General features: G+C 40.4%; 13 protein-coding genes. 8 read left to right on the top strand and 5 right to left on the bottom strand.

Translation table 11 applies throughout. The annotated features are described in order from the left end of the window. Nucleotides 1–415: 415 nt before the first annotated feature. Nucleotides 416–778, top strand: a complete 363-nt coding sequence (locus tag ABDZ72_RS07160; protein WP_343752066.1) for a YlbF/YmcA family competence regulator — start codon at nucleotides 416–418, stop codon at nucleotides 776–778. A 128-nt stretch (nucleotides 779–906) separates the two neighbouring features. Here the strand turns inward: ABDZ72_RS07160 and ABDZ72_RS07155 are convergent, their stop codons facing one another. Continuing rightward, nucleotides 907–1,092, bottom strand: coding sequence for a YhzD family protein (locus tag ABDZ72_RS07155; protein WP_343752064.1), 186 nt, complete (start codon nucleotides 1,090–1,092; stop codon nucleotides 907–909). A gap of 121 nt (nucleotides 1,093–1,213) precedes the next feature. Between ABDZ72_RS07155 and ABDZ72_RS07150 the strand changes: the two genes are divergently transcribed. From ABDZ72_RS07150 to ABDZ72_RS07120, 7 genes are all read left to right on the top strand, one after another. Further along, the gene (locus ABDZ72_RS07150) at nucleotides 1,214–2,113 is read left to right on the top strand and encodes an ABC transporter ATP-binding protein (protein ID WP_343752063.1); all 900 of its coding nucleotides are present in this window, start codon (nucleotides 1,214–1,216) and stop codon (nucleotides 2,111–2,113) included. Next, on the top strand, nucleotides 2,106–3,356 hold the full coding sequence (locus ABDZ72_RS07145) for an ABC transporter permease (RefSeq protein WP_343752062.1): 1,251 nt from the start codon (nucleotides 2,106–2,108) through the stop codon (nucleotides 3,354–3,356). The genes ABDZ72_RS07150 and ABDZ72_RS07145 overlap by 8 nt, the downstream gene beginning before the upstream one ends. 122 nt (nucleotides 3,357–3,478) lie before the next feature. Next, nucleotides 3,479–4,705, top strand: coding sequence for a metallophosphoesterase family protein (locus ABDZ72_RS07140; RefSeq protein ID WP_343752060.1), 1,227 nt, complete (start codon nucleotides 3,479–3,481; stop codon nucleotides 4,703–4,705). Between the two features lies 1 nt (nucleotide 4,706). Continuing rightward, nucleotides 4,707–7,658, top strand: a complete 2,952-nt coding sequence (locus ABDZ72_RS07135; protein WP_343752059.1) for an ATP-binding protein — start codon at nucleotides 4,707–4,709, stop codon at nucleotides 7,656–7,658. Between the two features lie 103 nt (nucleotides 7,659–7,761). Next, complete coding sequence (locus ABDZ72_RS07130; RefSeq protein WP_343752068.1) at nucleotides 7,762–8,322, top strand: GbsR/MarR family transcriptional regulator; 561 nt, start codon at nucleotides 7,762–7,764, stop codon at nucleotides 8,320–8,322. A gap of 47 nt (nucleotides 8,323–8,369) precedes the next feature. Further along, nucleotides 8,370–9,317: a 3'-5' exoribonuclease YhaM gene (gene yhaM, locus ABDZ72_RS07125; protein ID WP_343752058.1), complete on the top strand. Its 948-nt coding sequence runs from the start codon at nucleotides 8,370–8,372 to the stop codon at nucleotides 9,315–9,317. Between the two features lie 73 nt (nucleotides 9,318–9,390). Beyond that, a complete protein-coding gene (locus ABDZ72_RS07120) occupies nucleotides 9,391–9,591 on the top strand; it encodes a sporulation YhaL family protein (RefSeq protein WP_343752056.1) in 201 nt (66 codons plus the stop codon). A 64-nt stretch (nucleotides 9,592–9,655) separates the two neighbouring features. Here ABDZ72_RS07120 and ABDZ72_RS07115 read toward each other — a convergent pair whose 3' ends face one another. From ABDZ72_RS07115 to ABDZ72_RS07100, 4 genes are all read right to left on the bottom strand, one after another. Next, nucleotides 9,656–10,579: a peptidylprolyl isomerase gene (locus tag ABDZ72_RS07115; RefSeq protein WP_343752054.1), complete on the bottom strand. Its 924-nt coding sequence runs from the start codon at nucleotides 10,577–10,579 to the stop codon at nucleotides 9,656–9,658. A gap of 97 nt (nucleotides 10,580–10,676) precedes the next feature. After that, nucleotides 10,677–10,868 carry a hypothetical protein gene (locus ABDZ72_RS07110; protein WP_343752052.1) on the bottom strand — a complete coding sequence of 64 codons (192 nt, stop codon included), beginning with the start codon at nucleotides 10,866–10,868 and terminating at the stop codon, nucleotides 10,677–10,679. Nucleotides 10,869–11,177: 309 nt separating this feature from the next. Further along, nucleotides 11,178–11,720: a DUF3267 domain-containing protein gene (locus tag ABDZ72_RS07105; RefSeq protein ID WP_343752051.1), complete on the bottom strand. Its 543-nt coding sequence runs from the start codon at nucleotides 11,718–11,720 to the stop codon at nucleotides 11,178–11,180. A gap of 304 nt (nucleotides 11,721–12,024) precedes the next feature. Further along, nucleotides 12,025–12,495, bottom strand: coding sequence for a GbsR/MarR family transcriptional regulator (locus ABDZ72_RS07100; protein WP_343752050.1), 471 nt, complete (start codon nucleotides 12,493–12,495; stop codon nucleotides 12,025–12,027). Nucleotides 12,496–12,887 lie beyond the last annotated feature (392 nt).

Here is a 12,887-nt window from a genome sequence, read left to right as displayed (position 1 = left end):
TTAATATTGTTTTCCGGATTAGCTCAGTCATATCAAGGAATTATTAGCGTTTTTTAGATGCGAAAGTTGAGATGGTTTTTTTAATGACAATATTGTCTTAAACAGGCTAATTGCTCTCACAAGCTTTAACATGGATCAAATAAGCAGGTGATAAGCAGTTTGTGACCGCCAGATTTTTTTAAACTTTCCATGCAGGATCACAACATCCTGAAACCGGCATTAGAAGAGAGAAAAATCATTTTTGTGATCCAAAGAAGCATGAAGAAATTCTGTTTTCTTCACTGTTTGTTGCTTTATCGTAGTATTGCGATTAATAAAATCATGAATGACGGATTTTTTAGCGTTTTCTTGAAAGGTATACATGAAGCACAACGTTTGTTATAGTTAATTTAGTTAACATGAAGGAGGATCCAGTGTGTCCAATATTTACGATACTGCATACGATTTGGAAAAAGCCATTCGCAATAGCGAGGAATTCACGAACTTGAAACAAGCCTACGACAATGTCATGGCAGATCCACAAGCTAAAGAGATGTTCGAAAATTTCAGAAATACACAGATGGAGTTGCAAGATAAGCAAATGCAGGGCCAGGAAATTTCTGAAGAGGAAGTGGAAGAAGCGCGAAAAGTTGTTGATTTAGTGCAGCAGCATGAGGATATTTCCAAATTAATGGAAGAAGAACAGCGCTTAAACGTTGTTATTAACGATGTTAGCCGGATTATTACAAAACCGCTGGAAGAATTATATGGTAGTCCGGAGGAAGAAACAAACGAATAAACGACATTCTGCCCGTAGTGGAACAAAAGCTGCGGGCTTTTTTATGATAATGTGCCTGTTGTTCTTCCCCTGGCCTGCTGATAAGTTATAAATAGTAATACTTTCCAATGACAAATGAAACCGCTTGTTTACCGATGAAATAACACAAGTGTCGCATCCGGTGATACGCAGCGGTGCGTGTATTCGCTGTATCCTTTTTCGGCCAGCTGTTCTTGGCCGATTTTTTTGGCTTCATCGTTATTGGCTGCTTCAAACGACTCATCAAGCAGTTTTTCCCCGGATTTGTCAAACGCCGTCAATACATATGTTTTCATAGGGTCTTCCTCCTTGGAATTTGATTGGTATATGTGGTAGCCATTTCCTTTCAGAAGGTTCCGAAACATAAGGTTATGATATAATGAAATGTATCATAAAAGACGAAAGGAGAGAAGTGAAATGACTCTGAAATTGGAAAATGTGTCAAAACGGTTTGGAAGCACGATTGCGATTGACCATCTTTCCATTGAAATTCCGGAAAAAGAAATGGTTGGTTTTTTGGGCGGGAACGGTGCTGGCAAAACAACAACATTCCGTATGATATTGGGCTTGTTAGATATGACAGAGGGTGCTATTACATGGAATGATGCACCTATCGGTTATGACAGAAGCGATTTAATTGGGTATCTCCCGGAAGAACGGGGGTTGTATCCTAAACAAAAGGTATGGGAACAACTGGTCTATCTTGCCAAATTGCGAGGGATGAACAAAAGGACAGCTTTAACCGAATTGGAAGGATGGCTCCAACGTTTTGACGTACCTGAGTATAAGAACAAAAAGGTGGAAGAGTTATCAAAAGGGAACCAGCAAAAAATTCAATTTATTTCCGCTGTTATACATAAACCAAATCTGCTTATATTGGATGAGCCATTCTCCGGTTTGGATCCGATAAATGTAGAGTTGATGAAACAGGCTGTCGTAGATTTGAAAAACGAAGGAACGTCCATCGTATTCTCGTCTCATCGGATGGATCATGTGGAGGAGCTATGCAACCATCTGTGCATTTTGCATGAAGGGAAGCCGGTGGTGCATGGGAAATTAAAAGACATCAAACGATCATTTGGAAAAAAGAAAGTCATTGTCCATGCTGATTTCCCATTGGAATTTCTGAAACAGTATGCAGGTGTTCGTCAATATAAATCAGTCATGGAAGGCTGTGAACTGCAAATTGAAAATGAAGCTGTTGCTGAAGATATTTTCACGGACCTCAACGGAAAAGGGTTTGTCCGCAAATTTGAGCTGGAAGAGCCTTCGCTGAATGATATATTTATAGAGAAGGCGGGTGCTTCGTATGAATAAGTTTGGAACGATTATGGCCTATACATATATGACTCGCTTTAAAACGAAATCGTTTTTAATCAGTACCATTCTTTCATTGCTGTTTGTCTATGCCGTCGCAAACGTACAAACGATAATTGATGTGTTCACCAGTGATGAAGCAGAAGAAATTGCTGTTCTGGATCAAAGTGGAGAATTATTTCAGTCATTGGAGGAAAAGGTGGAAGGCACCAGCGACGATATGGATTTAGTTGCATTTGACGGTACGGAGGAAGCAGGCAAAAAAGCTGTTAAGGATGAGGGTTATAGCGCATTTGTTACGTTATCAAGGAATAGTAAACAGTTGCCCCAAGCAGCTTACTATGCAAATAACATAACTGAAACCGGCCAACAATCGGTTATTAAACAGCAATTGCAGCAGATGAAAATAGCGGTAGCCACTGAGCAGGCCGGTATCGATCAGGCGACGATTTCCGAAATATATGAACCTGTCACATTTAATACGATGTCCTTGGATGAAGATGCCAAAACATCGGAGGAATTAAATCAGGCAAGAGGGATTGTTTATGTGATGTTATTTTTGCTGTATTTGTCGGTGCTTATTTATGGAAATATGATTGCTACCGACATCGCTACCGAAAAATCATCCCGTGTCATGGAAATTTTAATATCCAGTGCATCGCCAGTTACTCATATGTTTGCCAAAATCATAGGAACAGCTTTGCTTGGATTGACTCAGATTGCTGCAATTGCAGGATTAGGCTATGTCATGCTGGTTGTCAAACGAGATGAGCTGACAGGTGGTATTTTTGACTATTTTGGTTTGCAGAATGCATCTGCCTCCGTTTTCATTTATGCCATTGTATTTTTCGTACTTGGATACTTATTGTATGCGACATTGGCTGCCATGCTGGGGTCGCTCGTCAGCAGGCTGGAAGATGTGCAACAGATGATGTTGCCGATGACATTTCTGGTTATGATTGCATTTTTTATTGCCATATTTGGACTGGGTATGCCGGAATCAATGATCGTCAAGGTATCTTCCTATATACCTTTCTTTTCACCGATGCTGATGTTTTTGCGTGTTGGCATGCTTGATATACCAGTGTGGGAAATAGCTATTTCCATCGGTATTCTAGTTGCAACGATTGCTTTATTTGCTGTGATAGGCGCTCGTATCTACAAAGGTGGTGTTTTGATGTATGGCCCCTCAGCAACTTTTAAGGATTTTAAAAAAGCAATAGAATTGTCCAAAAAAGAATAAATAAGATAACCGACAGAGATTCGATGTCGTTTATTTTTCGATCTCAACAATTCGAACGTGCATTCGCTTTTCGTTTTTGGTAACATGGAGGAAAGACGAACCATCACAGGGAGCGGAGAACAATGGGGCACTTATCATTCATTCATGCGGCTGATTTGCATTTGGACAGTCCATTCAAGGGGCTTTCAACTATCCCGGAATCCATCTTTCATCAAGTCAAGGAAAGTACGTTTGAAGCACTTGACCGTCTTGTACAGGCTGCTATCGCAAAACAGGTCGATTTTGTTTTGCTTGCCGGGGATGTATTCGATAATGAAAAACAGAGTCTAAAGGCGCAAGTCCGATTGCGGAATGCGTTTGAACAACTGCAGCATTATCATATTAAGGTATATATGTCCCATGGCAATCATGATTTCACTGCTGGTAATAGCAATCCGATCACCTATCCGGATAATGTCGTTGTTTTTCCGGATGAGACGGTGACCCACGTTACTTATAAAAAAAACGATGAAACGTTGGCCGCGATATATGGTTTCAGTTATAAAAATCGTGCCGTTACATCCAACAAGGCTAAAGAATTTGTTCCGGTTTCTGGAGGGGTCCCGTATCACATTGCCATGTTGCATGGAAGCGTGGACGGCAACAAGGAACATGATGTCTACGCCCCTTTCCATATATCAGATTTAACGGACAAAGATATGGACTATTGGGCACTTGGGCATATTCATCAGAAGGAAATACTCAAAGAAAATCCGGCCATTGTTTATCCCGGCAACATACAAGGTCGAAACAGCAAGGAATCAGGACAAAAAGGCTGTTATCATGTGGAATTATCGGAGAAGGGTGCAATATTGACTTTTCTCCCATTACAGTCGATGGAATTCAAAAAACAATCTGTGGACATATCCAGCTGTGATGAGCCTCATCAGCTGGAGCGCATTTTGTTAGAAGCTATTGATCGAACGGACAAGACTTGCCCGGAATTGGTCCATCTAACACTGAACGGAGTCCGGACACATCTCCGCAAATGGGAAGAGACTGCCGAGGAAGTAGTTCAGCTTGTGAACGAAGTGCTTATGCATCGCACGAACTGGACATATATTTACCGTTGTCAGCTGACAGCGGTAGAGAAGGAATCATTCCATTCGTTGAAGCAAAGTGGCCATTTTGCCGGCGAATTACTTAAATATGTTGATAAAGCTTCCATACAGCCGTATTTGGATGAATTGTACCGGCATAGGCAGGCTAAAAAATATGTACAGGCCATGTCATCGGAGCAGGAAAAGCGGGTGAAGGACAAAGCCAAACAGCTGTTGATCGATGAGTTATTGTATCAGGAGGGAGACTGACGTGCACATAAAAAAAGCCGTCATTTATGGCTTTGGTAAATGGGTGGATCATACCATAGATTTTACAGATGAGTCGTTCGTTTGTATGTATGGCAACAATGAATCAGGAAAAACAACCGTTCAACAATTTTTGTTATTTATGTTGTTTGGGATGCCTCCCCAAAAGCGGGCCGGATACAAACCGAAAACAAGTGGAAAAATGGGGGGGAGACTGACGGTTCACGATGCGGATATCGGTGCATTTGTCATTGAGCGGTTGCACGATGTGTCTAATGGGAAAGCCATTTGTTATACATCGGATGGCAAAGAACATGATGAATCGTGGCTTCAGAAGCAACTGAAAGGGATGACGAAAGAGATCTATCAGTCCATTTTTTCATTTTCGGCACTTGATTTGCTCGATATTCGAAATATGCACGAAGAAGAACTGGGAGAGGTGTTGCTTGGCATTGGCATGACCGGGTCCAATCAAATACACACCTTAGAAAAAAAGCTTGATGATCAATTAAATAAACTGTTCAAACCCTTTGGCAAAAAACCGGAAATAAATCAGCAACTTGCATCTTTGGATACACTGGATCATGCTCTGAAACACTATCAAAAGAATGAACAGGATTACCGGACTAGCAAGGAATCGCTTCATCAGCTGGACAATGAATTAATTTTGCAACAAAGACGACTAGATGAGACGCGAGATGCCGTGTTTCGACTGAATCAACAACGGCAGGCTCTTCCCATTCTGAAAGACTACCACCGGCTGAAGAATCAACATCAGACATTCCCCGATGGATTCTCGTTTCCGGAAGACGGTATAAAACGGATGGAACAGGTTGATGAAAAACTGCTTCCGTTAAAAAGCGAATGTTCCGTGCTTCAGAATAATAAAGACGCGTATGTTACCAAGCGGAATGACCTCCAAAATGACCTTTATGATGAGACAGTATATGAACAACTGGCCGCCTTTTTAGAAGAAAAACAAACCTGGCTGGACAGACAAAAACAGATCGACGAGTATGCAAAAACCATTCAAAAATCAACATGGCAAATAAATGAGGAACTAAAGCAGCTTGATGCCGGTATAACAATGGACGACCTGTCATGGCTTCAGCTGCCTTTTTCCGCAGAAAAGACGTGGAATCAGCTTAAAAATGAGTGGGATCAAGTCGAATTGACCAAAGCAACGTTGAATGAGGAGCATAGACAGCTGTTGAAAGAACAGGAATACTTGCATGTGCAAAAAGAAACATTGCAGGCATCGCTGATGACCACCGAACAAGAATATGACTTGCAGGAAACCGTTCGTCAGTACTACCGTCAGAAACAAATACAGGACGATGTGACGGAGCAAGCAAAAAATTGGTATCAACTGAAAAATAGACAAAAATCACAAACGAATATATGGGTTATCGGTGGTATTGTCGCATCCGCTCTGATTAGTATTGTCGCTCTTGCAATAGACCGGATGCTGCTATTGAGTGCAGCGGGAGTTATTCTGGTTGCATCTGTCGGACAATGGGTGCTCGGAAAACGATCTGTTCTGGAGTTGGACGAAATGATTGCATCAACGAATACCGATTCTATTTCTGTAACAGAAGAGGAGAAACAAGAAGCCGAACAGCTTTTGAAATCAAATGATGACAACAAACAGGAATGGTCCATTTTGCAAGACAAATGGCGCTCCAATGACATGGCTTTTTGGAAATGGGAGGAGAAACAATCCGAATGGAATCATCGAAATAACCGTTTGCAGAAACAAGTGGCTGAACAAATCAGACAATATCCATTTCTCAAACAAATAGATCTGTCACACTGGCCAGCTCTTTTTCATTCGGTTAAACATGTACTGGACGAGCAACGTCATAAAAAGTGGCAAGAACAACAGTGTGAAGAATTGCTTCAGGAAAACCGTCGTTATGAGGAAATGATCGACCAATTTTTTCATGACAGTGAATGGATCACAACTAATCGGTCGACCATGGATCAATTGACGGAGATGGAGAACATCCTACACGAATACCGAAAATCATTGTCCCTGATTGATCAATATAATGAATGGATTGCTGATACAGAAGCCAAAAAGAATAACATACAGGAACACATGCGTCTCTATGAGGATGAGTTAGCGCATCTTCTGTCCATTGCAGGGACTGATACAAAGGAAACCTTTTTAGCCAAGGGAAAGCAACTCCAGGAAAAGCAAGAATGTGCGATGAAAATAGCTGAGCTAGATGATCGATTGGTTCAACTTCTGTCCGGAGATGATTATGAAACATTAATTGTCAACGAGCCCCCGGATGAACGTGCACTCGAATCGGCCTATGAAAGAGAAACGGACCGGATCAGCGACATCGAGCATTTTATGGAACAAAAACGACAGGAACGTGCAGATGTGAAGGCATATTTGGCCAGCTTGGAATCATCCGAATCGTACTCAGACACATTGCATCGTTACACTGCGGAACAGGAAAAATTCGAAAATATGGCGGAGGAATGGGCCGTTCTAAAATCGGCCAAAGCGATGTTGGCTGACACCAAACGTCATTATCGTCAAACGTATTTACAGCAGGTTATGGAAAAAACAACACACTTTTTCCACTTGCTAACAGAGACGTCTTATTGTAGAATTTATCCGCCTGAAGAAAATAAGTCATTCCGTGTTGAGTCCTGTGATGGTATCAGATATGATGTTCATGAACTATCACAAGGGACAATTGATCAATTGTATGTATCCTTAAGATTAGGTATAAGTGACGTCATGAGCCGGGAACATAGGCTTCCATTTATTATTGATGACGCATTTGTCCATTTTGATCCGGTCCGTACGAAACGGATTGCCGAATTGTTGTCTTCTGTCTCCAATAAACAACAAGTTATTCTGTTCACATGTAAACCGAATGTCACAGAAGCTACAGCGAATGTGACAACCATTCATGGTCGCATTCCTTTGGTATAAATGATAAACTGATTTCAGATAAAGACAAGGTTGTCCCGCAGCATTTATAATATTGTAGAAGCATATGGAGGGAATTCCAGTGCAGAACGATGAAAATAATTCCATGGAAAATTTGAAATATGAAGAGACGATTGAAAAATTCATCCAAGTGATGGCCAAAAATATGAACTTATACGGTATTACTTCCTCTGTGGGACGGTTGTATGGCGTTCTGTATTTTTCGGATGAACCGATGACGTTGGATGATATGCGCAATGCCCTTGAAATGAGCAAAACGAGTATGTCGACTGGCGTCCGTACCCTGTCGGATATGCGAATGGTTGAATCAACGTTCCGAAAAGGCATTCGCAAAGATTTATATGAATCGGAAGAGGACTGGTATAAATCGTTCACGTCCTTGTTTGCCAATCGTTGGCGCCACTATACGGAAACAAATATAGAGGAAACGGATGAAACGATACGGGAACTTCGGAAAATTGCCAGGCGAACGGATGATGAACAGCTGAAGAGCAAGATTGCACGCGATATCGACCGACTGGAATACGCTAGAAACTATTACAAGTGGCTGATGGATTTTATTCAACTTGTTGATTCAGGAAAGATATTTGAATACTTGCCAAGACATGATGAGGATGAAAACAGTGACCATGATGCAATGGATTGACGAATTTTAATTTTCATTCATTGCTTTTAATTGGGGGAGGAGATGCATTGAAAAAAGGGATAGGAAACTACAGTATCGGGGATGCATTTGACGATTTTATATTGATAAAAATGTCTTCCAGAGGAGTCGCGAGCAATGGTAAACCGTTTCTGACATTAATTCTGAGAGATGCCTCGGGTGAGATTGAAGCAAAACTTTGGGATACGACGAAAGAGGATGAGGATGTATTTGTTGCAGAACAGATTGTCCGGCTTTCCGGAGAGGTCAATCAGTTCCGCGGTAAGCCACAATTAAAAATTTTTTCCATCCGGGCCGCCGGTGAGGCTGATGGTGTCCAAGTATCCGATTTTATTGCCAAGGCGCCGGTGGAAAAGGAAGTCCTTTTGGAAAAATTAACAGAGGCCATTTTTGAAATGGAAAACTCATCCCTGCAACGAATTGTGCGGGCATTGGTTAAAAAACATCAAGAGAAGTTGTTGACATATCCCGCTGCATCTAAAAACCATCATGACTACGTGTCTGGACTGGCCCATCATATTGTCAGTATGCTGGAACTGGCAAGGAGCATGCATGCCCTGTACCCGGAAATCAACAAAGACATGCTGTATGCCGGTGTGATTCTTCATGACCTGGGCAAATTAAAAGAGTTGTCCGGCGTTGTTACAACCTCTTATACGCTGGAAGGAAAATTGGTCGGCCATATTCCTTTGATGGTGGAAGAAATTGGAGATATAGCGAAAGAGTTACAGATTGAAGGGGAAGAAGTTTTGGCTCTTCAGCATTTAATTTTGTCCCATCACGGTAAGGCTGAATGGGGAAGTCCCAAACCCCCGCTTATCCGAGAAGCTGAATTGCTCCACTTGATTGATTTGGCTGATGCGCGGATGCACATGCTAAATCGGGCACTTGCCAAAGTGAATCCCGGAGAATTCACAGAACGGTTATTTGCCTTGGACAATCGATCTTTCTATAAACCATCGTTTGAACAGAATTAAAATTATTTCATTCGCATATATCGGCCCGTTTGTTCATATACATCAAACAGATTGATGGACAAGGGGGCTGATTATGATTTTTGGAGTGCCTTGGTGGGTGTTTATGATGATTCTATTTATATTTTTGAGCGGAACAATGGCCTTCCGTGCAATGCGTGCAGAGCAGAAACTGGAACATCATTATATTGAACAAGAAGGAAAGGTTTATATTGATCGGATAAGACAAGAGCGTCAGCACCGTGAAAATAAGAGACAGCGTCAACTCTCTCAATAAAGGGAAGCAGAACCATAAAACGACGAACCCATTTGCAGTTATGAGTTCGTCGTTTGTTTTATGCTTATTTGTCTTTTTCCTTATCTTTATTCTTATCCTTGTTGTCAGATTTATCTTCAGACGTCTGTTTTGCAAAAATACCTTTCAGTTCTTCTGGTTTTACGTCAATATCTGCGTCTTTCATCAGTCCGTTAACTTTTTCACGTGCTTTTTGAACATTCATCCGTTGGTTAATGATGTCACGACGGATACTACTCTTATTTTCCTCAAACGAGCCGATATCTTTTTCTTTCTTTTTCCTATCCGTCACTTTAATAATGTGATAGCCTTTTTTGGTTTTAACAGGGTCACTGACCTCCCCTTTTTCCATGCTGTAGACTTTATCTTCAAAAGGGGGAAGCATTTTTCCGGTAGGAACAGAATCAAGTTTACCGCCTTGCTCAGCCGATTTTTTGTCTTTGGAGTACTCTTTGGCCAATTTGGCGAAGTCGGCACCGTTATCCAATTTTTTCTTTATTTCTTTTGCTTTCTCTTCCTTATCAACTAAAATGTGACGAGCCTTCACCTCGGTTTTCATGCGGTCATATTTTTCTTTCAGTTCCTTTTCTGAAATATCCATATCCTCAGCTACAGCCTCTTCCTGCAGAAGGCTTAATTTGAGCATACGGCGGAACGCTTCCTCATTTTTGAGTCCTTGTTGTCGCAGAGCGGCCTTGAATTGACCTCCCAGCTTGTCTTTCGCTTTTTTCACTTCTTTATCAATTTGGTCATCGGTCACGTCGTATTTACTATTCAGAACTTCGACAGTCACCAATTCCCGGAGAACTTTTTTCCCGTGGCGATCCTTTAGTTCCTGGTAAAATTCATCTTTCGTAATGTTGCCTGCATTTGTTTCCGCGACCACTTCCGAATCGCCACTGCCGGAATCGCATGCCGTTAAGGTGAAAATGCCTGCTGTCAGCGTTGCAGCAATTGCAATTTTTTTCATCCATGAACACTCCTATACTATTGGTTGCTTGATTAATCGCTATTTCAATGTAACATAAAATGCGTTAGAAATTGTGGTATAAATGTGTAATCCAATGCTATGTTGTCACATTCAATACTTTCATATAAGAGGACACCAATAATATTAAAATCATGATATTGATAACACGGAACATGGTCGATTGCTTTTTATCTTTCATTTCCATTTTTATACAAAAACGATACGTCAATGAATTAAAAATAAGAAAAATAAATACCGCATAAAATAAAAATGGTAAGATCATCGTCATGCAAAAACCCCCTTACAAGACATCTATAACTTAATAATTGTCCATTATTATCCTTTCCCCAAATATAAAAGACTAAGGAAGATGGCAGATAACAGACTACCATCATGACGACACATTTTTGACAAAGAAAAGTCATTTTCAGTGAGTGATGTGGTATCGAAGCTTTCTTTGTCCTGTGCGTCAAACTCTAAAGTATAACGTTTCTCTATATACTGTATCAAAAGTTAACTGGGATGAACAGAGTAAAATGTGTGAAGAGAAAAATCCGGGCATCTACCCCTTTTGGAAGTGGGGTTATGCCCGGTGACGTTAGAATGATTTGATTAAAATGGCAATTTCATTATTGCTGTTTTCGATATATGCTTCCTTTGGTGCTTTAGCTATATACAAAATATATAGGAAGTCGGTAAAGGTCATCCCGATGTGAATGGATGTGAAAATCAAAAAGTATACATAGTAGTCGCTGAAAGAATAGGCTGCTATCATACCGGGAATGGTAATGAGCAGCGTTGGTGCAAGTGCAGCGAGCAATGATACGTTTTTGGATACATATTTTTTTGTATAATAATTAATATTTGAAAAGAGAAGCATATTTTGTTTATAAATCAGTTTTGCTTGTTTGTTCATCATTATCAAGGGAAGCATGTGCATGAATACATGTAAAAACGGCATGAAAAGAACTGCTAGTAAGAGTGGGAAAATGCCGAATTCATCCATAGCTGACATGTCATGCTTGATGGAGACAGGGACATACATAATCACAAAAGCTAAGAGGCCGGTCAAAAATGATTGCAAATATAATCGGTTCCATCCATACTGTTTATTCAAATTAACGATTCTTACACAATTCATTTTTGAATCCCTCCCCTATTTGGATTTTCCTATAAGATAATAGTACGGAAATACTTAAAAAGCAATAGGTTTATCGAAAAAATTATATTCTTTTTTATGAAGCTGGAAATACTGTCACAACAATCGTCAAGAATCGTGGCAACATAGGGGTGTTGGGTAGATGAAAGCCGGTTTATAATCTTTTGACGGCATAAAAAAAGAAGGAACCGATCCTTCTTTTTAATGAAAAACGATATACTCAATTTAGGAAAGTGACGGTGAACAGGCAGGATGGCTTTGAAAACGGCACGGGAGAAATCGAACGTTAATCATTATTCAAATGGCGAAATGATGATTCAATTTGTTTATGAAAGTCAATAATCTCATTTAAATGATCGGCTAATGTTGATGTATCCGTTTGAAAAATTTGAAGTTCTTTTTGTATATCTTCGAGAGCATCTTTTTGAAGGCTGGATGCTTCCAGCCATTTATTCACATAGTAGTGCATAAATGTTTTATATAGCTGGGTATTGGCCTCATATAAATCTTTGCGCACACCTTTTTGCCATACGCGGTTGACAAGGTTGGATTCAGATAAACTCCGGATACTTGTACTCATCGATGTCTTGCTTTTTCCCAGTGCTTCAGCCATTTCATCCAGTGTTTGAGGATCTTCCTGAAGATACAGATGAACAAACAATCTTGCCTCAGCAGGAGTAAGACCGAACATTTCAATCGTTTTGGCGAATTCGATAATAATTTTCTCGGTAATATTTTCCATTGTGGACCCGCACATAAAATCCTCCTACAATTCCTGGTAGTATAAAGGTTACATGAAAATGCTCAGTAATTAAAATTATGAGTGGACAAGAAATCCCGCGAAAAACAAAGAAATTAAGCGAAAAAAGCTGCACATCTTCATACAGAACAAACTGAACAAAAAAAACGTACAAAATCAACGGTGTTTATTATTTGAAATATATAAGCTATTCGGTATATAGTATAAAGAGTGGATGACGAAGCGAGGATTCTTTACTATAAAACTATTATCCTCGTCATGATAATGATATACCAAAAGGGGGAAAATGGTGTGACTGACAATTCCACGGAACCAAACCTCCCATTTCATTTATGGAAGGTGCCCGGGTTATCCGCAGACACCGAAATTATTTCCACAGCAAAGAATCA

The sequence above is a fragment of the Lentibacillus halophilus genome (assembly GCF_039522485.1).
GTDB classification, from domain to species: domain Bacteria; phylum Bacillota; class Bacilli; order Bacillales; family Amphibacillaceae; genus Lentibacillus; species Lentibacillus halophilus.
The sequence above is the reverse complement of the archived record's forward strand: the minus strand, read 5'-3'. Positions and strand labels throughout refer to the sequence as shown.

What these genes read in the sequence shown, in the direction of transcription:
- ABDZ72_RS07155 (WP_343752064.1), bottom strand. Translation starts at nt 1,092, where the DNA reads ATGAAAACATATGTATTGACGGCGTTTGACAAATCCGGGGAAAAACTG.
- ABDZ72_RS07150 (WP_343752063.1), top strand. Translation starts at nt 1,214, where the DNA reads ATGACTCTGAAATTGGAAAATGTGTCAAAACGGTTTGGAAGCACGATT.
- ABDZ72_RS07145 (WP_343752062.1), top strand. Translation starts at nt 2,106, where the DNA reads ATGAATAAGTTTGGAACGATTATGGCCTATACATATATGACTCGCTTT.
- ABDZ72_RS07140 (WP_343752060.1), top strand. Translation starts at nt 3,479, where the DNA reads ATGGGGCACTTATCATTCATTCATGCGGCTGATTTGCATTTGGACAGT.
- ABDZ72_RS07130 (WP_343752068.1), top strand. Translation starts at nt 7,762, where the DNA reads ATGGAAAATTTGAAATATGAAGAGACGATTGAAAAATTCATCCAAGTG.
- ABDZ72_RS07120 (WP_343752056.1), top strand. Translation starts at nt 9,391, where the DNA reads ATGATTTTTGGAGTGCCTTGGTGGGTGTTTATGATGATTCTATTTATA.
- ABDZ72_RS07115 (WP_343752054.1), bottom strand. Translation starts at nt 10,579, where the DNA reads ATGAAAAAAATTGCAATTGCTGCAACGCTGACAGCAGGCATTTTCACC.
- ABDZ72_RS07110 (WP_343752052.1), bottom strand. Translation starts at nt 10,868, where the DNA reads ATGACGATGATCTTACCATTTTTATTTTATGCGGTATTTATTTTTCTT.
- ABDZ72_RS07105 (WP_343752051.1), bottom strand. Translation starts at nt 11,720, where the DNA reads ATGAATTGTGTAAGAATCGTTAATTTGAATAAACAGTATGGATGGAAC.
- ABDZ72_RS07100 (WP_343752050.1), bottom strand. Translation starts at nt 12,495, where the DNA reads ATGTGCGGGTCCACAATGGAAAATATTACCGAGAAAATTATTATCGAA.